This is a genomic window from Paraglaciecola sp. 20A4 (genome assembly GCF_011378905.1).
Lineage (GTDB): Bacteria > Pseudomonadota > Gammaproteobacteria > Enterobacterales > Alteromonadaceae > Paraglaciecola.
Genome location: NZ_WTPY01000001.1, coordinates 210280 through 236771 on the forward strand (window position 1 = coordinate 210280; position 26492 = coordinate 236771).

21 protein-coding genes are annotated in these 26492 nt (G+C 43.4%); 10 read left to right on the forward strand and 11 right to left on the reverse strand.

The genetic code is table 11. The annotated features are described in order from the left end of the window. The first annotated feature begins 150 nt into the window (after positions 1-150). From GQS54_RS00850 to GQS54_RS00860, 3 genes are read left to right on the forward strand one after another with little or no spacing between them, the layout of a single operon-like run. Positions 151-1167: a response regulator gene (locus GQS54_RS00850; protein WP_166422119.1), complete on the forward strand. Its 1017-nt coding sequence runs from the start codon at positions 151-153 to the stop codon at positions 1165-1167. An 11-nt stretch (positions 1168-1178) separates the two neighbouring features. Beyond that, positions 1179-2129: a GGDEF domain-containing protein gene (locus GQS54_RS00855; protein ID WP_166422120.1), complete on the forward strand. Its 951-nt coding sequence runs from the start codon at positions 1179-1181 to the stop codon at positions 2127-2129. Positions 2130-2175: 46 nt separating this feature from the next. Further along, positions 2176-3420 carry an AmpG family muropeptide MFS transporter gene (locus GQS54_RS00860; protein WP_166422121.1) on the forward strand — a complete coding sequence of 415 codons (1245 nt, stop codon included), beginning with the start codon at positions 2176-2178 and terminating at the stop codon, positions 3418-3420. A 29-nt stretch (positions 3421-3449) separates the two neighbouring features. On the opposite strand, the gene GQS54_RS23150 is transcribed toward GQS54_RS00860, so the two are convergent. The 3 genes from GQS54_RS23150 to rapA form a co-directional block, all read right to left on the reverse strand. Then, a complete protein-coding gene (locus GQS54_RS23150) occupies positions 3450-3782 on the reverse strand; it encodes a hypothetical protein (RefSeq protein ID WP_240919786.1) in 333 nt (110 codons plus the stop codon). Between the two features lie 155 nt (positions 3783-3937). After that, complete coding sequence (locus tag GQS54_RS00870) at positions 3938-4855, reverse strand: DUF3530 family protein (RefSeq protein WP_166422122.1); 918 nt, start codon at positions 4853-4855, stop codon at positions 3938-3940. A gap of 352 nt (positions 4856-5207) precedes the next feature. Then, positions 5208-8039: an RNA polymerase-associated protein RapA gene (rapA, locus tag GQS54_RS00875; RefSeq protein WP_166422123.1), complete on the reverse strand. Its 2832-nt coding sequence runs from the start codon at positions 8037-8039 to the stop codon at positions 5208-5210. A 349-nt stretch (positions 8040-8388) separates the two neighbouring features. Between rapA and GQS54_RS00880 the strand changes: the two genes are divergently transcribed. Continuing rightward, positions 8389-9786 (forward strand): PhoH family protein, encoded by a 1398-nt coding sequence (locus tag GQS54_RS00880; RefSeq protein ID WP_166422124.1) that lies wholly within the window; start codon positions 8389-8391, stop codon positions 9784-9786. A 62-nt stretch (positions 9787-9848) separates the two neighbouring features. On the opposite strand, the gene GQS54_RS00885 is transcribed toward GQS54_RS00880, so the two are convergent. The 5 genes from GQS54_RS00885 to GQS54_RS00905 all read right to left on the reverse strand — a co-directional run bounded on the left by GQS54_RS00885 (position 9849) and on the right by GQS54_RS00905 (position 12944). Next, positions 9849-10391 carry a hypothetical protein gene (locus GQS54_RS00885; RefSeq protein WP_240919787.1) on the reverse strand — a complete coding sequence of 181 codons (543 nt, stop codon included), beginning with the start codon at positions 10389-10391 and terminating at the stop codon, positions 9849-9851. Between the two features lie 259 nt (positions 10392-10650). Then, entirely contained in the window at positions 10651-11670 is a 1020-nt protein-coding gene (locus GQS54_RS00890) for a hypothetical protein (RefSeq protein ID WP_166422126.1), read from the reverse strand. Further along, positions 11639-11995 carry a hypothetical protein gene (locus GQS54_RS00895; protein WP_166422127.1) on the reverse strand — a complete coding sequence of 119 codons (357 nt, stop codon included), beginning with the start codon at positions 11993-11995 and terminating at the stop codon, positions 11639-11641. The genes GQS54_RS00890 and GQS54_RS00895 overlap by 32 nt, the downstream gene beginning before the upstream one ends. 22 nt (positions 11996-12017) lie before the next feature. Next, the gene (locus tag GQS54_RS00900; RefSeq protein ID WP_166422421.1) at positions 12018-12212 is read right to left on the reverse strand and encodes a CPXCG motif-containing cysteine-rich protein; all 195 of its coding nucleotides are present in this window, start codon (positions 12210-12212) and stop codon (positions 12018-12020) included. 69 nt (positions 12213-12281) lie between these two features. Continuing rightward, complete coding sequence (locus GQS54_RS00905) at positions 12282-12944, reverse strand: glutathione S-transferase (RefSeq protein ID WP_166422128.1); 663 nt, start codon at positions 12942-12944, stop codon at positions 12282-12284. A 161-nt stretch (positions 12945-13105) separates the two neighbouring features. Between GQS54_RS00905 and GQS54_RS23025 the strand changes: the two genes are divergently transcribed. Both GQS54_RS23025 and GQS54_RS00910 read left to right on the forward strand, forming a co-directional pair. After that, entirely contained in the window at positions 13106-13231 is a 126-nt protein-coding gene (locus GQS54_RS23025) for a hypothetical protein (RefSeq protein ID WP_346766543.1), read from the forward strand. Between the two features lie 489 nt (positions 13232-13720). Next, positions 13721-14167, forward strand: a complete 447-nt coding sequence (locus tag GQS54_RS00910; protein ID WP_166422129.1) for a DUF3010 family protein — start codon at positions 13721-13723, stop codon at positions 14165-14167. A 96-nt stretch (positions 14168-14263) separates the two neighbouring features. Here GQS54_RS00910 and GQS54_RS00915 read toward each other — a convergent pair whose 3' ends face one another. Further along, the gene (locus tag GQS54_RS00915; protein WP_166422130.1) at positions 14264-15490 is read right to left on the reverse strand and encodes an Nramp family divalent metal transporter; all 1227 of its coding nucleotides are present in this window, start codon (positions 15488-15490) and stop codon (positions 14264-14266) included. Positions 15491-15691: 201 nt separating this feature from the next. On the opposite strand from GQS54_RS00915, the gene GQS54_RS00920 reads away from it, so the two are divergent. The 4 genes from GQS54_RS00920 (at position 15692) to GQS54_RS00935 (ending at position 22807) form a co-directional block, all read left to right on the forward strand. Further along, the gene (locus GQS54_RS00920) at positions 15692-19441 is read left to right on the forward strand and encodes a hydantoinase B/oxoprolinase family protein (protein ID WP_166422131.1); all 3750 of its coding nucleotides are present in this window, start codon (positions 15692-15694) and stop codon (positions 19439-19441) included. Between the two features lie 147 nt (positions 19442-19588). Continuing rightward, positions 19589-20080 (forward strand): winged helix DNA-binding protein, encoded by a 492-nt coding sequence (locus tag GQS54_RS00925; RefSeq protein WP_166422422.1) that lies wholly within the window; start codon positions 19589-19591, stop codon positions 20078-20080. A gap of 222 nt (positions 20081-20302) precedes the next feature. Then, positions 20303-21085, forward strand: a complete 783-nt coding sequence (locus tag GQS54_RS00930) for an enoyl-CoA hydratase/isomerase family protein (protein WP_166422132.1) — start codon at positions 20303-20305, stop codon at positions 21083-21085. A gap of 78 nt (positions 21086-21163) precedes the next feature. Then, on the forward strand, positions 21164-22807 hold the full coding sequence (locus GQS54_RS00935) for an AMP-binding protein (RefSeq protein ID WP_166422133.1): 1644 nt from the start codon (positions 21164-21166) through the stop codon (positions 22805-22807). A gap of 55 nt (positions 22808-22862) precedes the next feature. On the opposite strand, the gene GQS54_RS00940 is transcribed toward GQS54_RS00935, so the two are convergent. Continuing rightward, on the reverse strand, positions 22863-23996 hold the full coding sequence (locus GQS54_RS00940) for a lipocalin-like domain-containing protein (RefSeq protein ID WP_166422134.1): 1134 nt from the start codon (positions 23994-23996) through the stop codon (positions 22863-22865). Continuing rightward, complete coding sequence (locus tag GQS54_RS00945) at positions 23984-26491, reverse strand: ABC transporter permease (RefSeq protein ID WP_166422135.1); 2508 nt, start codon at positions 26489-26491, stop codon at positions 23984-23986. Before GQS54_RS00945 ends, GQS54_RS00940 begins: the two co-directional genes overlap by 13 nt. Position 26492: the final 1 nt, after the last annotated feature.

Below are 26492 nucleotides of genomic sequence, written 5' to 3' on the forward strand. Positions count from 1 at the left end.
GCCTTAATCGCGATTACTTTGAACTAAGGTCTGCTTGTGGAAAAAGCTGATTAATCTTAATATTAATGGAGTAGATTTATACATCACAGTTCAAAAAATATTCCTTAAATGGCGTAAATTCAGCCTTTAACTACGGAATCGGTACTTTATATGACAACGTCAGTTCTTATTTGTGATGACTCAGCTTTTGCTCGTCGGCAGATGGCTCGTTCTATCCCTGACGGATGGGATGTCGAAATGTATTTCGCAGAAAACGGCAAAGAAGCAATAGCATTTATCAAGGAGGGTAAAGGCGATGTCATGTTTTTAGATTTGAATATGCCGGTGATGGATGGCTACCAAACTATGCACGTCGTAAAGGAGCACGATTTACCCACTTTAGTGATTGTCGTCTCAGGTGATGTTCAGCCAGAGGCTCACAAAAAAATGCTAGCGTTGGGTGCGATTGCCTTTATCGGCAAACCCGTTGATAACCAAAAACTGTGTGACATTCTTCGTCAGTATGGCATTTATGCTGGAGAGCCAAGTGCCCAAGAGCGTCAGGAGAATTTCGAGGTAATCGAATCCCATAGTCATACGGCTGAACTCGATGCTTATCGAGAAATGGCAAATGTTGCGATGGGCCGGGCTGGTGAACAATTGGCTAAGTTACTTGGGGAGTTTATTCAGTTACCTATTCCAAATGTAAACCTCATTACTCGTAACGAGTTGCATATGGCGATTTCTGATGTCAAGAACAGGGATAGTATCTCTGCGGTATCCCATGGCTTCATTGGCGGAGGCATTAATGGCGAAGCATTAGTGCTGTTTGATGATGCGAATTTTGTCAATATGGGCAAGTTGCTTAAATACAGTCAAAAAAGCTTAATAACCGAATTTGAACTAGAAGTGTTGATGGATATTTCTAACATTTTAGTTGCGGCATGCTTGAACGCCTTATCAGAGCAACTGAATGTTCGTTTTAGTCATAATCACCCCATTATATTGGGACGACATTGCGATATAGATCAAGTGCTTGCAAATAATAGTGAACGATGGGATAAAATTCTCGCCATTGAAATTGCTTATGCAATTAACTCACAGGATATCCAATTTGATCTGTTGCTGTTATTTCCAGGTCATGCCATGGAATTAGTTTACGAAAAACTGATTAAAACCTCACACTAGGAGTCCGGTCTGTGCAGGACAAAAATGATATATCAGAAATGCATTGGAAGCATGATTTGCTCGGCTCTATTGAGGTAGGTATTGTGGTGGTTGACCGTGATTACCGTGTCGTGGTTTGGAATCAATTTATGGAAAATCACAGCAGTATTGTGCCAAGTATGATCCGTGGAAAATCGTTGTTTGATAGTTTTTCTGAAATAGATGAGAGCTGGTTGCGGGCAAAAGCAGAGCCGGTATTTTCTTTAAAAAGTCCGGTTTTCGTTATTTGGGAACAACGTCCTTATTTATTTCACTTCGGTGCGAATCGACCGATTACCTCACCTTCCAAATTCATGTATCAAAATATCACTATTTTTCCGCTGGCGTCTCTATCTGGTCATGTTGATCAAATGTGCATAATCGTTTACGACGTGACGGATCAAGCGGTAAACAAGAAAGCCATTGATGAGCTAAATATTAAATTGGAGCAATTAAGTCGGGTAGACGGTTTAACTGGAATTTTTAATCGCCGCTATTGGGATGAACAACTCAGTAGAGAATTTAAACGGAATATGCGTAGTCCGGGCAATTCATCGATTATCATGTTGGATATTGACCATTTCAAAAAAATTAATGACACTTACGGTCACCCTGCGGGCGACGAAGTTATTCGTCAATTAGCAAAATTAATCAAGCATGCTTCCAGGGAGACGGATATCTGCGGACGGTACGGAGGAGAAGAGTTCACAATCTTACTGCCCGATACGGCTGCAGAAAATGTTATGGTGCTTGCTCAGCGCATACGGCAGTCAGTTGAAAAGCTAACAATAAAGTATGAACAGCAAAGTATTTCCTTTACAGTCAGTGTAGGGATAGCCCAATTTGATCCTGCATTTGAACAACATATGCAGTGGTTAGAGCGAGTAGATAAAGCCCTATACAAAGCGAAAAAAGGCGGCCGCAATCAAGTGGTGATAGCCTAATTTAGCCAATCCAGTCACACTATAATCATAAGAAAACGCAGTTGTTATGAATAATAAAACGTTACGCCAGGCGTTATTAAATAAACGCATGCTCATTTGTATTTGCACTGGCTTTTCCTCCGGTCTCCCCTTGTATTTACTGATTCAATTTGTACCTGCTTGGTTACGCTCTGCAGACATTGATTTGTCTACGATTGGGTTAATTAACCTCGTACTTTTTCCTTATACTTGGAAGTTTATATGGTCTCCAGTGATGGACCGTTTTGTAGTTCCCTTTTTAGGTCGACGACGTGGGTGGATGTTTATCACCCAAATGGCACTTATCTTATTGATGAGTCTATTGTCGTTCTACGACCCGGCCACTGAGATCAGTCATATTATTGTTATTGTGGCGGCAATTGCATTTTTTAGTGCTAGCCAAGATATTGTCATTGATGCCTATCGCCGAGAATTATTACCCGATGATGAACTTGGAGCAGGTAACGGCTTTTATGCTCAGGCCTATCGGATATCTTCGTTTGTACCTGGTTCATTGGCGATGATTTTAGCAGGGTTTTATCCTTGGTCAGTGGCGCACATGAGTATTGCAGTCTTTATGCTAGTTGGCTTAATCACAACCTTGATGATTGATGAAACGTCCAAAGCTGGCGACGAGCCAAAAACATTACGCTCTGCTGTAGTTGAGCCGTTTGTAGAGTTTTTTCAACGCCAAGGCTGGCAACAAGCCGTTCTCATTCTATTGTTCATCATGTTTTATAAATTAGGCGATAGTATGGCGACCGCGCTGGAAACACCGTTCTTTTTAGATATGGGGTTTTCTACCGTTGAAATTGGTTCGGTAGCCAAAATAGCCAAAACCATAGGGGCGACTGCGGGTACGATCTTAGGTGGGATCATAATGGTGAAATTGGGCATTAATCGCAGCTTATGGATTTTCGGTGTTTTTCAACTGGTCTCAATTTTGGGTTATGTGATGCTATCTATGGTGGGTTACAACCATCTCGTTTTAGCGATCGCCAGCGGTTTTGAATATTTTGGTGTAGGTTTAGGCTCAGTGGCGTTAATTGCATTTATGGCTAAATCAACCAATCGCCATTTTACAGCCACCCAGTTTGCATTATTTTCCAGTATCGCATCTGTCCCTCGAACGTTCGTGAGTGCGGGAACGGGCTACATTATTGAATCAATCGGCTACACTCAATTTTTTATGTTATGTTTTGTATGCGCTTTGCCTGGCATGGCTATGCTGTTGAAAATAGCCCCTTGGAATACAAAAGCCAGTGAATCTTAGTTCATAACAAATCAGACCTTAACCTGATGTTAAGGTCTAGCGCCAGAGTATTCAAATGGGAAGGGGTAGTCTTCTTGACTCTCAAGAAAGTGCACACATAAATCTAAGTCGCTGCGTACTTTTATGTCTTCACGCAATTTCTGTTCAGGCCAAAAATGTAATTGGTGCAATACGTACCAAAATACCCGTTCTCGTTGTGATATTGGCTGGTTAGCGAGATGACTAACCTGAGACCATTCTTCCATGGTGTCCCAAAAGTATAGGTCTAATTCATTGTACACTATACGGTTGTTCCAAAAAGCTCGCACAAAATACGCGAGTTGTTGAGACTTAACATTTAAGAATTTTTGTACATGGATCACAGCCTAATAACCTCGCATTTGAAAGTCGAATTAGACAAAAGTATAGTGTTTCGCATAGAATTTGTTGGATCTTTATGCAGGAAATAGTCGACATTTTAACTATCTAATTGATAATTAAAATGTTTTATATGGCTACTACAATGTAAAGAAATGTGTTACCAGCCCAAATTATGTAGCCACCCGTATATTTCTTTACTCACAAAAGCACTATCAGGTTTCGTGTTAAAAGCGCTGGTAAGTTCTCGTTGCCGATAATCTAACTTCAAGCTTTTGGTGGCGGTCGTTGCTCGCTGAGCTGCGCTTAGTAGACTCCAGCTATTATCTTGAGTGCCGTAAATATCTAGGATCGGCATTTCTGTGATAGCAGTGTACTTAGCAATAAGTGAGTTTAGATTCCGCTGTGGCCAGAATGGACTAATAGCGACCATAGCATCTGGGTTAGGGATTTGCTTTTCAGCATATATTTTTATCAACCAAGCGGCGCTGCTTCCTTGGGCGATGACTAGGCGAAAACCTGAGTACTCTTGTGCCCGTAGCATTGTCGCGTTTATCAATTCCTTGAGTTCTGCTTCGTGTTCCAAAAAATGCGCATTACTGATGCGATGAATTTGGTATTGCGGGGAACTAGGAGTTGTTGGTTTATCTTGTTGAGGTTGGGTTTTTTGTTCCGCTATCTCAGTTGTGGCGTCGTCGCTAGTTGCTCCGTCATTTTGTGCCGCAGATTGCTTGTTATCTTCTGTCCCTAAGTCAGGTTCAAAACCAATTGTAGGTGGCGAAACTTGCATGGTAACCCAACCTAAATCATTTAAATATTGCGTCAATATAGCAAGATTATGCTGGCTTACTGGAGGACGTCCTGACTCACCAATTAAAATCACCACGCCATTAAGGTTTGACGTTGTGTTTTGTGATTCAATTAACGGAACGGCGTTCTGATTAACTTGTAAAACTTTGGCTGTGTCAGGAAATAGTTGTCGTTGAACATCGCTTAACGTACTCGCACTGACCGCATAGTGGACAAGCGTAAAACAACACGCAGCCAAGCAGTAGAATGTAGTCGTGCGGATAGTCATAAAATGCCGTTTGTCAGCTAATTGTTACCTGTTATCGGATAGATAATGAAGTAACTTTAATAAACGTTGATTAAAAAATCAGGAGGATTGAAGCATTCTTTGTGAGATGCACAAAACTACAACACCTAGATAATAAATACTAATTTTAACGCTAGTTAGAGTCTCACTGGTTTGACGACGATCGGTCTTTTATGGAGTCAATAAATAGCGATGGGATTTGGTCTCTCATACTACCGTCAATCAATACTCGTAATCTTTCGAAGCAGCTAGGTTAATTTTTAAAAAGCAGGTTCATCCTTGAACACCATCTTCATATATGTCTGCCGTGACAGCCTATTACTAACCTATGTTTTTACGGATTATTCACAACCAGACGAATAGCTTCTAAATTAACGCGCGCTTCATTGATGACCCTTTTCAAATCATCAATTTGACCCTGTAAATGGGCGATTTCTTCATCGCGTATCGACGGGTTGACTTTTTGTAAGCTTTGCAAGCGTTTCAATTCGCCACCGAGCAGAGATCTCATTTGCTTTTGGCATTGCTTACGCACACTATTAGCGTTAATTTCACCTTGGTTTTGTGCCACAGCGAGAGCTTTAGTTAACTGAGGCGTGAGCGCTTTAATAAGTTGATTGCCCATTTTTCCGCGCACTTTATCGAGTTTGATAAACTGCTTGTCCACTACGTTATTTGTGGTATCCACGCATATCTTTATGGGTGTGGGGGGTAAGAAGCGGTCAAGCTGTAATGACTTCTCAGCCTTGCCTGACAACACAAATAAACACTCCAGCCAATACGCGCCTGCAGGAAGTGATTTATCTTCACCTAAAGCGACTGAGCTCTTTCCAGTAATTTCTGTGGTGACGGTTTCCATGGCATACTGCACCATTGGGTGGTCCCAACTGAAGAAACTCACATGCTCTAAACGAGTAGCTGTCGTGCGCTCATAGGTAATCGTCATACCTTCTTCATCAAGCCCAGGCAATGCTGCTACCATAGTTTCAGTGGGACGAAGAATATAACAACTCTCATCTTTGTCCTCCTGGGCCAGACCCAGAGTATCGAACAAGCGTGTCATGAACAGCTCAAGGGTAGGGGAGTCTTCTGCTTGCAAAATTTCTTTTTGAAGTTTCTCTACTCGGCCTTTACCTGATGAATTTAGTTCAAGCAGTTTGTCTCGCCCCTGCTCTAGCCGCTCTTTGAGCTGCTTGTGAAGACTAGCGGTTTGATTGATTAATTTTTCACTGGCAGCAAAGTCAGTAGGGAACATCAAGCAGCTTTGCAATAGCTCTTGAGTCTCTTCAAATACTGTCATACCGGTAGGACAAGTTTGCTCAAAGGCGTTGAGTCCTTGATGGTACCAGTCGAGCAATACTTGCTGGGCGCTCATTTCAAAGTAAGGCACGTGAATACACACATCTTGGGTCTGACCAATACGATCTAAACGGCCTATGCGTTGTTCAAGCAAATCGGGTACTTGTGGTAAATCAAACAAGACCAAATGATGGGCAAATTGGAAGTTCCTACCTTCGCTACCAATCTCACTACAAATGAGCACTTGCGCGCCTTCTTCGTCTTGTGCGAAATAGTTTGCTGCTTTGTCACGCTCAACTATTCCCATGCCCTCATGAAATACCGTTGCTCGAGTACCCGCTTTAACGCGCAATACTTCAGCTAGTTGCAACGCGGTGCTGGCATTCGCGCAGATGGTCAGTACTTTTTCACCCTTAAGCGCTTGCAGTTTGTCGATAAACCAGTCAACACGAGGATCGACATTAAACCAACTGTTGACCAAATCGGGATTACGTTCAGGGGTAAGGTGTAACGATAAATTGGTCGGGTCTTCTGCTTGAGCATTAAGGTATTCTTCTGGCTGCTCTAGGCTGTAACTGAACAACTTACGATCAGGGAAGCCACATACGCCTGCACGGCTATTACGGAACAACAAACGCCCGGTACCATGTCTGTCTAGCAGATTATGCAACAACTGGGTCTTTTTCCTCGGAGTCATCGCATTGATGTCGCCAAGCTCTTCATCTTTAGCAAAGGCTTCGATAGCCTCGATATCTTGTTTGCTTAGCACGTCACCGGATATTAACGGGGAAATAGCTTGTGCTAGCTGGCTATATTGCTGCTCTTCTTTCACAAAGCTGTGATAATCATGAAACCGCGCGGGATCGAGCAAGCGCAAACGAGCAAAGTGGCTTTCATGGCCAAGCTGATCTGGTGTTGCGGTTAGCAGCAATACCCCTTTGGTCACTTGTGATAAACCTTGTATGACCTGATATTCTTGCGAAGCTTGTCCTTCACTCCAAGTAAGATGATGAGCTTCATCTACAATCATCAAGTCCCACTTGGCTTGCATGGCCAGTTCATAATAGCTGCTGTTGTGGGTTAAAAAATCTAAGCTACAAATAACTAATTGCTCTGATTCAAACGGATTACCGCTTTCTCCGGCCATTGCGCTACAACGTTCTTCATCAAAGATAGAGAATGCCAAGTTCACTCTGCGTAGCATTTCTACTAACCATTGGTGGACCAAGCTTGAGGGGACGATTATTAATACACGCTCAGCTCTAGCGGTTAATAACTGCTGATGGATGATAAGCGCGGCTTCAATGGTTTTACCTAAACCCACTTCATCGGCTAACAGTACACGGGGTGCAAAGCGGCGACCTACTTCAGCAGCGATATGCAATTGGTGCGGAATTAAATCAACCCGTGCGCCTACAAACCCTAATAACGACGAAGTGCTATGGGCATATTGATGATTTAAGCACTGTTCACGCAAATCAAACCATTTGGGGTGATCGAACTGACCAGCAAATAAGCGCTGTTCTGGCTGATTCAATTGAAAATTATGATCGATAAAAGTTTCTTTTAGAACAGCCTCTTCTTGGGTGTCTTGACGAGTACCTGTATAGGTCAGCATGCCGTTTTCTTCGCTTACGCTAGTTACCTGCATGCTCCAGCCTTCATAGCTGGTTACATCGTCTCCTTCGTCAAATGAAATTCGGGTCAGAGGAGCACTCTGCTTTGCATAAGCTCGGCTATCGCCTGTAGCCGGGAACAATAGGCTTACTGCACGATTATCAACCGACACCACAGTACCCAATCCGAGTTCTGTTTGGGTATCGCTTAGCCAACGTTGACCAAGTGCGAATGAATGTTTTTGCGCCATAGAGTGTCTCCAACAGTGTATGCATAACTGATTTTTTGATGCGGGCGGAATAATTTCGGCGCGCATTGTATACCAATAGTGCTTAAGGATGGAGGCGAATCCACCTTCTTCTAAACATATTGTGCATAAATACACATAACCCAAGCTTATGCAGCTTTAACCATAGGTGAAAAGACATCAATAGGCGCGTTCATACACATAAATTTTACTTAATAAAAGTAGATGATTAAGCAGGTAAAGTGGTTTATTGTTTAACTAACAGGTAACCAATAGCAGTTCAATATTGAATACGGTTGGCTGTTTATTGGTAATTTGTAATGCAGTGCCTTTTATTAAAACGGAGTGACGAATGCCAGAAAAAAAAGCGTTAGACACCAGAATTTATGTACTAGATACCAATATACTGCTTCACGAACCCCTTGCCTTTTTATCCTTTAAAGAGAATGACGTTGTCGTCCCGATGACTGTTCTTGAAGAACTCGATTACATCAAAGACAGTAAAAAAGACGTTGCTCGTGACGCACGAGTATCGATTCGTGCCATGGAGGATTTGCTTCACGACGCAACCCCAGAACAGCTTATGGAAGGCGTTAGTATGAAGGGGATTGGTTCTGGCGATACTGCGCCAACTGGATCATTATCTATTTTCGTAGACCATGCACTGCCTGCAGATCAACATGTGTTCACCAGTGACGAAAACGACAACCGCATCATTAATACTGCGCTGTACTTACAAGAGCAAAATAGCCTTGGTCAAGTCACGCTTGTGACCAAAGACATCAATATGCGACTCAAAGCAAAAGGAGCTGGGCTAGCGCACGTTGAAGACTATCGAACCGACCAACTAATTAGTGATATCAAATATTTGAGCAAAGGTTTTCATCGGTTTAAGGGAGATTTTTGGAGTGAAGTGACCGCGGTGAACAGCCGTTCTGAAGGCCGAGATACCATTCATACTTTGACCAAAGATGTATTACCTGAAGCATACGTTAATGAATATTTACTTGATGACACCGAACATTTTGCTGGATTGGTTGAATCGGTAACAGAGACTGAAATAGATGTACTAGATTTAGGCTACGAGCGCCTGATGGGTCGCCGAGCATGGGGGATCACGCCCAAAAATATTGGTCAAGCCATGGCTTTGCATTCGTTACTCGACCCACATATCGACTTAGTCATATTAACGGGTCCAGCAGGCAGCGGTAAAACCTTATTAGCATTAGCGGCAGCCCTTGAAATGGTAGTCGAAAAAAACATGTACGATAAGATTATTGTGACCCGTAGTACTCCTGAAATTGCCGAATCTATCGGTTTTTTACCCGGTACCGAAGAAGAAAAAATGGCCCCTTGGCTAGCGGCAATCACAGATTCTTTGGAAGTGCTGCATAAAAATGATGAAAACGTAAAGGGGTCCATGAGCTACATAATGGAAAAGGCCAATATTCAGTTTAAATCCGTAAACTTTATGCGCGGCCGCAGTATTCAAAACGCTATTGTGATTTTGGATGAGTCACAAAACCTAACCGCGTCTCAGCTTAAAACTATTATTACGCGTTGTGGGGAAGGCACTAAGTTAATTTGCAGTGGTAATTTAGCGCAAATAGACAGTAATTATTTGTCTGCGGTTACCTCAGGTTTGACTTACATAGTAGAGAAATTTAAAAACTTCTCAGGCAGTGCTACCGTCAATCTAGACGGAGTGGTGCGCAGCCGTTTAGCGGAATTTGCCGAAGAGCAGCTCTAGTATCATTTAGATGTGTAAATAATCAGAACCGCCGACAATTCGGCGGTTTTTTGCGCTTGCTATTAGCTCACGAACGGTTTAGCGATCCCCACATAGGCCTCAAGTATCAATACCAACCAAATAGTCACTACCCAAGGTTTTACTTTTTTAAGGCTACGAACCATTTGTAGGTTGTCTGCGTCATCGTGGGTGTCCTGCAACATTTTGGCATAAGTGACCGAAAACTCTTTTAGATTTATTCGAATCATCAGTCCGCAAAATATTAAAAATCCAAACCCTAATAGTTTTAACGTTAACCATGGCGTTTGATCCAAACTTCCCGAATTGTATGCATATACACACGAAGTACCAATCGCAGCAATCATGATCCAGCGAAAGATATAATCAATTTTAGTCAATGTGGGTATATAACGAGCATTATGATAATAGTGCAATACTAGCACCATGGTAAGCCATATTGGGCCGAGTAATATAATACCGACAAACTGCCACGGATCATGCTGTATACCTAAATAATGTGCCAAAATCCCGCCGACTGTGAGCATTAAGCTCATACATATTTTGGGGATAAGATCACAGCCAAGCATAATTTTGGCGGCTGTCATCCTGGTCTCTCTGCTGAGGTTGCTATCAACCACAAATTGACTGGAGTAGAAAACCCCCACGTCACCACCCAACCAATAACAGAAGAGTAATATATGGATTAAAAGCACGATGTCATATGGATTCATAAGGACTCACAATGTTACTGAATATAAACTACTTCAGGCTAGGTATAATGGACTGCCATTTATAATTACATGGCAATTATCAAAGAGCGCGTATTTTTTATCAAAAAGTATTTTCAACATTGGCATATGACGCTTAGGGAATCATTTCGTAGCTATACATTCCCATGTCAAGTGCACGGCGGCTTGTTGCAGCGGTTTCGTTTAACGACATTAAAGCAGGCCCCGTTGGTTCCATTAATAAATACGTTTCTCCTTCAATTTGTCGGCCTCTTTCCCCCTTAGATAGGGGCAATGATATGGCCAACAAAGCGTGATTTGGTAGGTACAGCATAGCTAATTCAATTCGCGGGAACAGCGCTCGTATCACACTGGCCATCAGCACGGATTTGCTATCACAATCACCACGGTTGCCACTAAGAAGCGCTAAGGGTGGCGAAAATCCTGAGCCATTTGAGGATAACCGATTTTCTAAGTCATCATACGGAATGCTCTGCAGCCAACTTAATAGTAAGTTTAAAAATGCGCGCATATCTCCCTGTTCTGATGCCTCTAAATACATGGCTTCGGCGAACGGCTTCAGAACCGCTTGGTTTTCACTGATGTAACGTAAATGATCAGGCTTAATGCCCCGCTGGCCTAAATAATCAGTAAAATGGGCGTAGTAATTGTCGCTCAAATATTGCTCGAAAGCTTTATCTTTAGCATCGAGTAATTGACGTTGGTATTTTGCGCTGGCTTGGGGGGAACGGCTGCTGACACTGAGCTGTAGGTCCCCACCAATACGCTTTATTTCAATTCGAGCAGCTTTAGCATCGATTTTATTGCGTTCTTTTTGCATGGCAATATATTGATATTGCTTCACTTGCTGGGGCACAAATCGCTTGTGATGACTGGCTTTTATTTTATTGAGAGGCAAGGTGAACGAAAACTGATGACGTTCCTGGTCTTTATCATTCCATTGGTAACTCAGTTGTATATCATTTTTTAGCGTGTTTTTATTAAAGCTAATTTGTTCGCTGAAGGCTGTTTGCGGTAGGGTGAATGTGAAAAGTGCAATCACGAGTAACAGCCCTTGGCCAAATGGACCAAAGGCGTTATTGCTCGAAATTAAGGGGGTAAACTTAACTAAGTAGTTTTTTATGCAAAAAGCCATTGCGCTCTACTGCGTCAACCAAAGGAATGAAACCCGCCGGTGTCGACAAATTGATATAGCCAGTTTGGCGCTCTAGTAATATGTCGTTAAATTGCGTTGGGCGGCTAACCACGGGGGTGCATGCAATCTCTATGTCATCAGTATTAGCGAAATGACTTGGGCCGCCTGACGCAGCAAAAGCAATATCCAATTCAGTGTGTTCAACCCGTGTAGCAAACCGGTATTGACTTAGGTTTTTAAGCACTAGTTGCATTAAATCGCGCTCGTTTTCAATGGTGTGTAATTTGCGTCGCAAAGAGTCGGACGCATGGAAAATGTCAATCAAAGTAGAACTCCGTAAAAATAGACTATTCGCTGTCGGTGCGAGCGTGAATAATAAAGTCGTTATTATTGTCTTGGGTAATAAGGATTTCTATAGGACTACAACAGACCTGACAATCAGCAATCAGTTGTTGGCCCAGATCGTTATCTTGATCAATTTCAATATCATTGATTTCCATACAATATGGGCAGCTGAATTTAGCATTGGAAGTAAGGCTCATCATGGTTCTCCTATTAGAGCCCTATATGGTAAAGGAAGATCCCCCTCTGAGCCTACCGTTTATCGCGGTTTATTTTTGAAAACTTGTTACATACTCTACAAACGCTTTATTTGCTACTTTGCGATCCTCTGCAATTTGCTGCACTTCGGGTAGTTTATTTAACTTAGCCATCAATGCTTTAGCACCATTAGAGCCTTCGAGCAGGTCTATATCATATAATTTTTTAGCCACTGAGCTGGCTAAATCAACGCTGTATAAAAACATAATATCAGCGGCACTAAATTCTTCACCGGCCACGTAAGGTGAGAATGACGCTAGTCTATTTAATCCTGTGATGCCTCGGTAAAGTGCGCGTTTTACATCCTTGCGCGTTTCATCACTGACCTTGCCGCCAAAAAAGGCTTCTGGGTGGCAGCGACGGGCAGGTAATTCAATATATAATTCAATGAATTTAACTAGCTCTTTAACTCTCGCTTGTGCGAAGGGGTCGGATGGATACAATGGCTTATCAGGATATTTAGCATCGAGATATTCCAAAATGATGTTGGTTTCGACGATAATACCATCGTCGGTTTCAAGAGCGGGAACTTTACCCATGGGGCTCTTGGCTAAAAACTCAGGTTCTTGGTTAGGGTAAACAATTTCAACTTCGTAATCTAAGCCTTTATGATACAAGGCTAATTTGATCATATTAAAGTAATTACTGACGTCAAATCCGTACAATTTAAGCATGGTATTTCTCGTGTTTTTGTATGTGATTCAATAATCAGTTAAGTTGCCCAGCTTCTCAACATCGCAGTATTAATAGATATCTATAAGTGACTTCTACCTTACTCTCGAGCTCTGTATAGCTGGCGACAATACATTCAATCGTGCTAAATTAAGCCTTTATAATGTTAGTAGAACGTCGCGGTTATCAACAAAAGGCTATCAATAAAAAACTCAACCTTAAACAAGTATCAGTGCAGCTTGGTGTATCCACTGCAACTGTGTCGAATGCGTTTAATCGCCCAGATTAGTTGTCAGTAAAGTCTGGAAAAAAGCCGAGTAGCCGCAGGAGCATGATTTAGTTATGAGACTAAGCAATCACTGTCATTAGATACTTATATAGTGGTGAGTCAGAGTTGCGCATAGCCGATATTTATCGAGGTACACCAGCGTAAATTTATGTCTGGTGACTCTAGTGCTTTGTTTACTCAATAAGCTATTTTCCAAAATCCTATCAGCAGACTTATGATTGTTGGGTTAACCGCATCACTTTGTTAAATTTAATTATGCCTTCTATTAAATAGTACCAAGTAATGGCCCCTCAGCGCCTTCGCTGCAGGGCTTTTCGTTTAATTGATTGAAGGTTGCCAGTTACCAAGATGACTAAATATTAGCTGAAACACTGACACCTCTTACTAATAAGCTGCAGCATGATGAATTTTTAGCGCGTTTTATCAAACAAGGTTAACGTCTGCTGATTTTGCGTTATACTGCGCGGGTCTTAATAAGTTGGGTGATATATGAAAGTTTGTGGTGTTGAAATAAATAGTAATGATGTGAATGTGTGTTTGTTATCGTTGGCTGAAGAGGTGTTTCAGTTACCGGATTTTCGCAGTCGTCGCTTGACCTTGACCGATATAAATAGCGCGAAAGACTTACGTTATTTTCAGCAAACTTTTGCCAAGTTAATGGCTGACTACTCAGTGGATAAAGTGGTTATTCGCCAGCGTCCAATGAAAGGTAAATTTGCCGGTGGTGCTGTAGGTTTTAAATTGGAAGCCGCTATTGAGCTAATTGCTGATTTAGATGTGACGATAATGTCACCCACAGATATTAAAGAATCGCTCAAACGCAACCCTGTGCATATTCCATATAGTGATACGGGTCTTAAAATTTATCAAGAAGTGGCGTTTAATACGGCGTTCGCATACTTGATGAAAGACAAGTACGCTCCGAAAGAAGACTAGTTATATTGGATTTTGTTATTTACTAATATAAAAGGCGCTTAGCGCCTTTTTTAATGCCCGTATTTTACTAACTGATATGCGTTATGAAAATGGTGGTTACATTATCGAGAATGATTTAAGCACTAAACGAATGCCTAAGCCCACAGATACTAAAAATACTAAAGCCCCCAATCCATTGGCTAACAAACCATTGGTGTGTTTGCCTAATAATGCTTTGTTATTCATAGTGTAAAGTAAGAAAGCGGCAATAATGGGTAGCAGTAACCCGTTAGCGAATTGAGCGCCGATAATAATATTAATGGGCTTTGCTCCACTTAAGGCAAATACCACCCCGACTATCAAGACACTCAGGCTTACGGAGCGAAACAATTTTTCCCGTGTTTTTTCATTGGGGTTAATAATTTCTGTTATGGCATAAGCCGTTGCAAGTGGCGCGGTCAGTGAGCTGCTTAATCCTGCTGCGAGAAGGCCCGCTCCCAATAAGTACTTGGAAAAAGAACCAAAAAGAGGCTCTAGTTGAATCGCCATATCAGCCGCACTACTTGCCCCTAACCCTCTTGAAAATAAACTGGCTGCGGCTGTGGATACAATAAACATGGCGACTAAGCCGCCTAAGCCAATGGAGATCACTGAGTCAGCTCGGGCGGCAGATAAGTCAGCCTCTCCCTGCCAGCGCGCTTTGGCTGCTGAAGCATGCAAAAACAAATTATACGGCACCACAGTCGTGCCAATTAACGCAACCACTGTAATTAAACTGTCGTCGGGCAGCGTTGGAGTAAATAATCCATGGGTAAATGCGGATAAATCTGGTTGGCTGACAACAAATGTGCCGATAAACGCCACGCCCATAAATAGCACCAGAACCATTAATAAGCGTTCAACCTGACGATAGCTACCCTGCCATAAAGCTAATCCTGCCAAGGTTGCGATGCTCAATATTGTCCAGGTAAAAGCCGTCTCATTTGGCTCATTTAGAATTGCACTAACACCCAATGCTGCGCCAGATAAATTTCCGGCTTCATAGGCTGCGTTGCCACCGTATAAGGCAACGGTGATAAGGATAAATAACGGCCATTTGCAAATAGAGAATTGCAGGCTTTCTCGCAACGCTTCACCTAAGCCTTTTTGCGCTATGGTACCCAAACGACCTGACATTTCTTGAAAAATAATGGTGGCAATAGTGGCAAACAACAACGCCCACAACAGCACGTAACCAAAATTAGCCCCAGCTAGCGTGCAAACCGTCACGGTGCCAGGGCCAATAAACGCTGCGGCTACTAAAGCACCTGGTCCAACATTTTTAAAAATATTCAGTGAGGGCATTATTCCAATTCCTATGTGCACGCTTGGACGTATCTAATGTCGTTAGGCAATATCAGTTAAGCATATTATCTCACGTGGATCATGAGCTAAGTTAGCAACTTAAAAAATGCATATCAACATTATATTTATAAAATGTTGATAAATTGTCATTGTGTAGTTAGATTGAGTGTAGACAAAGCATTTAATCTGGAATGAAACCATATGAGCAGCGCAGCAGATAAACCGAATAAGCCTAATTCAAAGTCGAGTCAGGCGAGCAGCAATGCTGACAATTCGTGTTGGGATTTCTGGGTCGACCGCGGGGGGACGTTTACGGATATCGTAGCCAAAGATCCACAAAATCGTTTGCTAACCAGAAAATTGCTCTCGGAAAACCCAACCGCTTATGAAGACGCAGCCATACAAGGCATTCGAGATTTTCTGAACATTGAGGCCAATGCGCCTATCCCAACGCATTTAATTGGCAGTGTCAAAATGGGCACGACGGTTGCGACCAATGCGTTGCTTGAACGAAAAGGTGAGCCCACTGTGCTGGCTATCACCCATGGTCTGCGTGATGTGCTAGAAATCGGTTATCAGGTGCGCCCCAAAACGTTTGCTCTGAATATTGAAAAGCCAGAAGTCTTATATCAAGACGTTATTGAAATCAGTGAACGTGTTGATAATGACGGTAACGTACTTGTGCCCTTAAATGAGCAAACTGTGGGCGTCAATCTTCAGCAGCAATATGATGCTGGCTATCGCTCGGTAGCGATAGTACTAATGCATGCCTACAAATATCCAGAGCATGAATTGCGTATCGCGCAAATAGCAAAAGAAATCGGCTTTAGTCAAATCAGCACGAGCCATGATGTTAGCCCTATGGTGCGCATCGTACCCAGAGGTGATACCACTGTAGTTGATGCTTATTTGTCGCCCATTTTGCGTCGCTACGTGCAGCAGGTTGGCGCCGCTATCGGTGCAAACACTGATGAGCAGTCCAAAGAAGAGCAGCAAAATAGCAACAGACGTTTACAGTTTATGCGTTCATCCGGCGGCTTAACCGCGGCCAGCAAATTCCAAGGGCGCGATGCGATTTTGTCAGGCCCCGCAGGTGGCATTATTGGTGCTGTGCGCACCAGTGAGCTAGCCGGTTTTAATAAAATTATTGGATTTGATATGGGAGGAACATCTACCGACGTTTCTCATTATGCCGGTGACTATGAGCGGGCATTTGAAACTCAAGTCGCAGGAGTGCGCATGAGCGTTCCTATGATGAGTGTGCATACTGTAGCCGCGGGCGGTGGTTCAGTGTTGCACTTTGACCAGCAGCGATTTCGGGTTGGGCCTGAATCGGCTGGCGCATTCCCAGGGCCCATGTCTTATCGCAATGGTGGGCCACTTACTGTCACCGATGCGAATGTCTGTTTGGGGAAAGTCGATCCACGTTTTTTCCCTAAATTATTTGGCCCTGAGCACAACCAATCCATTGACGATAAAGTGGTTAAAACTGCCTTTAATACCATAGCGCAAAAACAGGGAATGGATGTCAGTGGCGAGCAAGTGGCTGAAGGCTTTTTAACCATTGCCATCGAGCATATGGCGCAAGCTATTAAAAAAATCTCTATCGAGCGTGGTTACGACGTACAACAATACGCTTTGACTTGTTTTGGTGGTGCGGGGGGGCAGCATGCTTGTTTAGTGGCTGACCGTTTAGGTATGCAAACTATTTTTATTCACCCTTTTGCTAGTATCTTATCGGCCTACGGTATGGGACTGGCGGATATTCGCAGCCAGCGCACCGAGACATTCCAACATGTTATGGCTGCCAGCAGTATGGTTGAATTGCAGCACGCATTTGCTCGCCTGCAAACTCATACTGCTAATGAGTTGTTAGAACAAGGCATAACCAGTGATGCCCAGAGTCATAGTGCCAAGGTGTTTCTGCGTTATCAGGGCACCGATACCACTTTGCCTATAGAGCAGGGGCCAATTGCACAAATGAAGGCTGAGTTCGAAGCGGTACATTTGGCACAGTATGGCTTTATCTCTTCACAGAAAGACATCGTTATTGAGTCTATATCCATGGAATCTGCGGGGGGCGGCCAGCATATAGATGAGCCTGTTTATCCCCTTACTGATAGTGCTAAACCTGATGCGAAAGAAAGCACCCAAATTTTTTCTGCTGGTCAGTGGCATCATACCCCCATTTACTCGTTGAACGAGTTACTTCCAGGTCATAGTGTTCAGGGGCCGGCGATTATTATAGAAGACAACGGCACTGTCATTGTTGAGCCGCATTGGTCTGCAGCGATGACGGTCCACAAGCATTTAGTATTGAAAAAAGAGCAAGCTAGCGATTCGTCAAAAACGCAAGACACCGTGCAAGCAAGCCATGATAAAAGCCAACAAAGGACTGGAAGCCAAGTGCAGAGCGATCCAGTGATGGTGGAGATTTTTAATAATCAGTTTATGTCCATCGCCGAGCAAATGGGCATAGTGCTGCGCAATACGTCATCGTCGGTAAACATTAAAGAGCGGTTAGATTTTTCTTGTGCCGTGTTTGATTTAAGTGGCCGTTTAATCGCCAATGCGCCGCATATTCCGGTCCATTTAGGCTCAATGGATGCAACTGTTAAAGTATTAATCAAGAGTGGTTTGAGTATAGAAGTAGGTGATGTATTTATTCATAACGATCCCTTTAATGGCGGTTCGCATCTTCCTGATGTGACCGTGATCACGCCGATATTCGATAAGCAAAATGAGCAGGTCATTTTCTATGTGGCCAGCCGAGCTCATCATGCTGATATAGGTGGGATCGCGCCGGGTTCCATGTCGCCAAATGCGAAAACCATTATTGAAGAAGGGGTGATTATTCCCTGTATGAAACTGGTTTCAAAAGGGCAATTTTTACATGCTGAATTAGAAACCTTATTGCTCGGTGCAAAATATCCTGTGCGTAATTTCAGCCAAAATGTAGCTGACTTGCATGCACAAATTGGCGCAAACCGCCGAGGCTACCAAGAGCTGCTCAAATTGGTGGACGAGCACTCCTTACCTGTGGTGAATAACTACATTCAACATATTATGGATAATGCTGAACAGAGTGTGCGTCGCACCATAGATTCGCTGCAAGGTGGCCAATACACCTATAAAATGGACGGCGGCCTACAAATTTGCGTTAAGGTTGATGTTGACCGAGTCAATCGCAGTGCCTGTATTGATTTTACTGGCACCAGTGCGCAGCAACCTAACAATTTCAATGCGCCTGAGGCAATCACCCAAGCTGTGGTGTTATATGTGTTTCGTTGCTTGGTTGATAGTGATATTCCACTTAATGCAGGCTGTATGCGCCCGCTGACGATCATCGTGCCACAAGGCTCTATGCTTAATCCTGTTTATCCTGCTGCTGTGGTGGCTGGTAACGTGGAAGTCAGTCAGGCAGCCACCAATGCCTTGTTTGGTGCGCTGGGTACCTTGGGTATGAGTCAAGGCACTATGAATAACCTAACATTTGGTAATGATGAATATCAATATTACGAAACTATATGTTCTGGAGCGCCCGCTGGCCCGGGTTTTAATGGCGCTGCGGCAGTACACACCCATATGACGAATTCACGCTTAACAGATCCTGAAATACTGGAATCGCGCTATCCCGTGTTATTAGAGAAATTTATCATTCGCCGAGGTTCCGGTGGCAAGGGGCAATGGCATGCGGGGGATGGCATCGAAAGACGTATTCGTTTTTTGGCTGATATGCAGTGCGCTATTTTATCCGGTCATCGTGAAGTTCCCCTCGCTGGGGTAAAAGGTGGTCAAGCAGGAGAGCTTGGGCATAACTGGATTGAACGCCAAGGACAAAAGTGGTTCGATCTTGGTGGCAATGGTGAGACCGCGGTAAAATGCGCTGATGTTGTGGTGATTCAAACACCCACTGGTGGTGGCTTTGGCGCAGTTGACGAAGGCGAATAATATATAGCCATTATTAGTAGCAAGCCGATAAATGAAGTAAGTAAGTAAGTAAAAGAGAGTCATACCGTGAGTGAAAAAGAAAAACATGCCGACGAAACAGCGCAGCCTAAAGCAAATGAAAAGCCCGCACATGGGCACAAACAAAAAATTGTCTCTTCAGAGCATTTAGCGTCTTCTGAAAATTGGCCATTATCAGAAGTTGAGTACGGCATGACTGTCGTTTACAACGCGTTTTCACAATGGATGGTGCGCTGTGCAAGCGCATCGGGCATTGGCGAGCTTGCCGTATTAGATATTCTTATTTTGCACAATATCAATCATCGAGCACGAGAAAAACGCTTAAACGATATCGCCTTTATGCTTAATATTATTGACACCCACACGGTTAATTACGCCATTAAAAAGTTGCTTAAGCTAGAATTAGTTGTCGGTAGTAAGCGTGGAAAAGAAATTTTTTATGCCACATCAGAAAAAGGCCGCGCAGCATGCGAAGAATATGGGCGGGTGCGCGAGCAATGCTTACTTGACGGATTAAAACTGTTAGATGTTGATGCCGACGAGCTCGTGAAGTTGGCCGCTACACTTCGTTCTATGTCTGGTTTGTACGATCAGGCATCTCGAGCTGCTGCCTCTTTGTAACATGATGTGCAAATTTAGCCGCATTTTACGATGTAAGCGGCTGCATTTCACTCTTTAAGCCGCGTTAAATAGCGCATTAACACTTCTATAACATCTGAATATGGTCACTCATAGTTAGATTCAATTTTACAACTTCGGCTACTCAATGGCATTGTCTATTCCTTAATTTTATTTGATTGGCGTTTTGCTGGTATCTCAGCAATGCCTAGCTGAGATAGAACCGTGCCAGAATCATCATCCGTTACCACTTCCATAAACGGCGCCGTGGCCGTTATTCGTTTTAATCGACCCGATAAACTTAATGCCTTCGATGAAAGTCAACGCAACGCCTTTCGTTATGCAGCAGAGCAGGTAAATAGCAACGACGATATACGCGTAGTTATTTTAACCGGTGAAGGCCGCGCTTTTAGTGCAGGAGCGGATCTAACAGAGCTTATGCCTGACGATCTCGATGTAGAAGAAGGGCTAATACAGTCATACAAACCCGCCCTTATGGCCATAACTCAAGCGCCTAAGCCTTGGATAAGCGCTATTAATGGTGCCGCAGCGGGTATAGGCAGTGCATTTGCTATGGCCTGTGATTTAACTGTTATGGGTGAAGGAGCTTATATTTATCAAGCTTTTAGCGCCATTGGCTTAATCCCCGATGGTGGTGCAACTTGGCACTTAGCCCACACAGTCGGTCGTAAACGTGCATATGAACTTATTGCGCTAGGGACTAAATTAGGTGCTCAAGATTGCCTTAGTTTGGGGTTGTGTAACAAGGTCGTTAATGACGATGAGTTGCTTGAGCAGAGCATGTTGTTAGCGCAACAACTCTGCCAGAAAGCGCCACTGTCATTGCGCTATGCCAAAGAAGCGCTTAATCAGGCGATGCACAGCGATTTAAGTCAAACGATTAACCATGAAGCGAAATTGCAAAACATATGTGCCCACAGCAATGATGCGAAAGAAGGCAGCCGTGCATTTTTAGCTAAGCGTCCCGCAAAATTCACCGGCAATTAATGGTTTTTTCCGACCGCTTATAACGTATTTTCGCACTTTAGGTTTTGCCTTTAAGTGACACTTAATTAGGAGAATGTAATGAACAATGCAACGGTTATACATAGTTTACTTGAGGGCCATGCAGCTCACCCAGATAAGCCGTTTTTTCATCAGCCGATTGAACGCCAATGGCGCACTTTTACTTGGGCTGATGTAACGCATCAAGCCCAGAGTATTGCTCAAGGTTTACGTGCCCAAGGATTTGAAAAAGGCGATCGCATTGTCATTATGTCGAAAAATTGTGCCGAGTGGATCATCGCCGACTTTGCAATTGCAATGGCTGGTATGGTTAGTGTGCCGATTTATGCAACGGCAGGTGTTAATATCATTGAGCATGTGATTAAGCACAGTGGCGCAAAAGCTATCTTTGTTGGCAAGCTTGATAACCTAGATGCTGCTACAAAAGCTATCCCTAAATCGTTGTTAAGCATATCGTTTCCTTACCCTACTGTGGAATGTCATGAAAAGTGGGACGACTGGCTAAAAGCATTCGATCCGATTGAGGATCCGCACATGCCTGAAAGTACCGATATGGCGACCATTTCGTATACCTCGGGCACTACATCTTTGCCTAAAGGGGTAGTGTTATCACATAAGAACTTCGCCTCTGCAGCGGACAATATTATTAGTTTATTCGAAATTAAACCTGAAGACCGTTCGATCAGTTATCTGCCTTTGGCTCATATTACAGAGCGAAGCTTAGTACCCGTTTTTGTACGCTGTAAAGTCGAAGTGTACTTTACGGAAAATTTGAAAACTTTTGTGGAAGATATTCAGTACGCCAGTCCAACCGGGTTCTCATCAGTACCGCGCTTATGGTCCGTTTTTCAAGCTCAAGTCATTAGTCAAGTGGGTGCTGAAAAACTGGATAAAATGCTCAAGATGCCCATTATCGGTAAATTAGTGGCCAGTAAAATACGTAAGAAACTGGGCTTACACAAAGCGCGTACGTTTGGTTCAGGGGCCGCGCCCATGTCAGAGTCTGTTTTGTCCTGGTATCACCGTTTAGGCATCCCTATTAATGAAGGGTGGGGAATGACAGAAACCACCGGTCTTGCCAGTGGTAATATGCCCTATAGCCATGAAGATTTGGGCACAATCGGCAAACCTATGCCCAACATTGAAATGAAGTTATCCCCCGATAGTGAAATTCTCATTCGAGGTGATTTGGTGTTCTCTGAGTATTACGAAGACGAGCAAGCCACAGCAGAGAACTTTGTCGATGGTTGGTTTAGAACGGGTGACGTCGCAACCATGACGCCGACGGGTGCTTATAAAATAACCGGGCGTATTAAAGAACAATTTAAAACGGCTAAAGGTAAATACGTGATGCCGGTACCGATTGAAAGCTTATTGTTTGCCAACTTAAACGTCGAACAAGCTTGTGTATTGGGCTCTGGACAGAAGCAACCTGTGGCCATGGTGGTGTTAAACCAGTCATGCAAGCGTAAAGCAAAGGATATAGAACAATCTTTACAAGACACGTTAGTGCAGGTTAATAGCCAGTTAGAGAGTCACCAGAGACTCGATTTTATTATGGTATGCAGCAACGGCTGGACGGTCGAAAATGATTTATTGACCGCCACCACCAAAGTGAAACGTAGTGATGTGGAACGTCACTATAGTTGGTTGTTTGATGAGACGCGGCCAGACGGAATATTATGGGAAGAAGATTTACATTAATCCTTCTTATTCTTTATTTATCGGCTGGGGGTAGATCCTTTGGAGCAATATCAGGTTAGTAACCTGTTAGCTCCATAAAACCTCTGCCGCTGTGAGTACCGCTAATATCTAACGCGCCTTCGTAATAGGTAAAGCGACCTGAATTCAGTTGGTCGCTCTTACTAGCCTGTAGTTTAAGATCAATATTTTTATTCGCTAACTTCAAGCGCCAAACTAGCGGATATAGTCTACCTGCCACCTTGGTTTGACCTTGAGGCACCAGTATCAATTCATTCGATGACAAGGAAGTAGATGTGCCATCGGGCTCGATATAACTGCCCGATATGAAATCTGCTTGGCCTGACAAACGCATACGAAAAGCCATAATCTTAGCGCCGTTATCCAGATGCAAAGAGAACCAATCCCAGCCAGCAGTGTTGGCGTCCATTAGCTGAGAGCTCCACTCATGATCAAACCAACCTTGCCCTGTGAGTTGGTGCGCCTGACCGTTAACGTGCAAATCTCCTCTGACATGAATAAACGGCTGACTGTAGTAGTGTGAAGCTAAAGGCGGCGTCAACGATTTTACGCTATAACCTTTTTGGCCTTGAAGCACGAAGGGGCCATCAGTGGACAAATGCAAACTAAGATGGGCATCTTGTGTTGGTTGTTTTATCTGGGTGTTAGCAATATTATTTGCGGTGATTGTTGACGGAAATAGTGACCCTTGACCTGTGTTTTCTTGCCATTGCCAATCATCCAAAAATAGAGTGAGGGGTTGTTCAGTCAGGCCAGCATTGCCTACTCCCCCTCGGGCGAAACGCTCTGCAAACCAGTGTTGCTTTTCGCTGTGCAAAGATACGTGAGCCATATAACTTTGGCCATTATCCCAACTGCTAATTTGGTCGCTGGTTTTAAAGCGAAATAAGGTCCATTGAAACCCGTACTCGTCGCCGTTTTCATCGCTAAGATTGGCTGTTACGTACCACCATTCTACATTGAAATCTGGATGGGCCAGGTGATCTGCCGGCAACGTGATGATATAACGTGGATCTGCAGGTTTGCCCGTAACTGGGGAGGCTGAGTCTGCAAATAAAACACTTTTTGGATTGCTGTTAACGGGCTGATCGCTACATGCATTCAGTAATAATACCAATAAGACGCATAGCGCAAACCTAACCGCTAGACTTAAAAAATTTAATTTAGCCATCGAATATCCCTAATCAGCGGTTTGTTGTTTGCCCACAATAAAGGTAACAGGATAATCATACTCACCAGCAACAACCCCATCGCTGAGACTGACGCAATTTGACCAATGGAAATATTTAAAGGATAGGTCCAGTAAAACGCTTGTTTATTGATTAAATTGATCAATAGCCAACTAAGAAATATGCCAAAGGGGATGGCAAAAACCAGTGCCCATAAACATAAAAATAGATATTGCAGCAGCGACAAACCCTGAATCACCCAGCGGCTCACGCCTAAAGTACGCAGCAACGTCAGCTGGGGCTTGGTGTCTTGCATGAGTACGATAATTCCGCAAGCTAAAGAGATGGCGGCAACCAATAAGGTTACTATGTTAAGACTGTCAGTGATCAAAAAAGTACGCTCGAACGTTGCCATAGATAAATTGAGTAATTGATTAGCGCTATATAATTGTTGAGCTCGGTTAAATCCTTGCTTCTCTAAGTCATTACTTAAGGTATTAATTTGCGCTGAATCACCATATAAGGCCAACACATTTGAGCGTTTACTCTTATCGTTAAATAGTGCTGGCGGCAGCAATATCTGTCCATAGGGATTGCCATAGTCATAAACGATGCCTACCACTGTAAAGACGCTTACCCCAGAATTAAGCGGCACCGATAAAGATTGCCCTAGATTAATTCCATTACGCAGGGCAAATTGTTGGTTTACATAAGCACCTTGACCGGTGGCATATATTGCGCCAGCGTTAGGTAGTTGACTTTGGGTTTTCAGCGCCGCTACAAAACTCGCGGTACTGGGATGAGAATGCACCTGAATGGGCAAGCCTGCATATTGAGCCTTAAGTTCAAAGCGTTGCACAGCTTGGATATTCAGTCCTAATTGTTGAATGCTGGTGGCAGCATCTATTTTGTCTGTCTGATACAGATAATAGTCGGCAATCAATCTCTGGTTAAGCCAATCATGAGTAGCTTGACGAAAACTGTCGACCATCAAGTTCATACCGATATTGCTCATCAGGGCAATAAAAAATGCGCAACAGGCTATTTTACTGCGCCCAGAAAGCCATAGACTATGTTGTAGACTCCAGTGTAATAGCGGCCATTTCTTGGGCACAAGTGCACTTGTGGTGTTGAGTACATAAGGGTAGCAGGTAATTAGCACGAAACAGCCTGCCAAAATCAATAAGGCAATACCGATTAAACTAACCAGTATCGACTGGCTTAACCACAACGTGATGACCGCTAAGAAGAAAAGCAGCCAAGCACCGAGGGTAAACCAAAACGACTTAGTTGGAGAATTTGCATCAGTGCGATATAACGTCTGATTAAGTTGTTTGACTGGCATTAGAGCAGCAAGGGTAACGCCCACTATACTGAGCAATAAGACCTGTACGAATAAACTTAAGTAAGATACCTGCGCAAAACCCACACTGACCCGAAATAGACTTTCTAGCGTAACTTGGATACTTGGTGCTAAATAAAGGGCTAATGCTACTCCTAAATAAACACCTAGGGCAGCTCCAAGCAGGGTTAACAGCCATAATTCGAGTAGTTGACCGGTTATTATGCTTAAGCGTGAAATGCCTAACTGGCGGAATATTTTGAGCATAGGCAAACGCTGCATAATCAGTAACTGACAGGCGTTCATAACAATAAATAGACATACCACAAACATCAGTAAAGCCATAGCCAGTAGATTTAATTGAAAACTATCGCTCATGCCGGTGTTTTTTTCGATACTAGGCACGCTAAGTAGTGTTAGATGTGCAGGTAATAAACGTCGAATATCGTTCAAACGATGGGGGCTAATCTCCCCTACGATGAGTATATCGCTGATAGGCGTATCGCCAAATTGCTGGGCAAAGAGGCTTATATCCATCATGATTTCATTATCCATGTTGGCGAGATTTACATGTTGTAATAAAGGTAAACGCTGGCTCTGTGCGGTAGTAATAACAATGCTGTCATCTGTTGCTAAATGGCCCGGCACTTGTTCGGCTAATTTTGTATAAAGCTCAGTAGAGAGAAAAGCTGAATTGTGAGGCAAGTTGGTAAGCTTAAGCGCAAGTTTAGCTTGTTGTGATTGTCCTTGCAGGGGCGTTGCCTGTTGCTGGGTAGTCTGATAATTAAGTAAAGCGAGACTATCAAAGCCAATAATATCAAGAGGATGATCAGTCAACTGGTGATGCTGAGCGTCAAACAATAGGGTCGATATTTGCGTTACAGCCACAGCTTCTGTGACACCTAAACGGCGCACTTGCGCGTAATCGAGTTTACTCAGCTGCGCACCCGACACCGCTACTAGCTTATACTCCACTAACGGCAGTAAGCCCTGTCCTTGCTCAACATAGCTTTGCTCGGCGCCCTGATTGATAACCAGTACCGCACTTACGCCTATGCAACCTATCATCAACGCCATATACAACATTGCTAAACGGAACCAGGCGCTGGGGTAGCTTTGCACCACCGTGCGCAAATACCAAAACAAGAGGCGCATA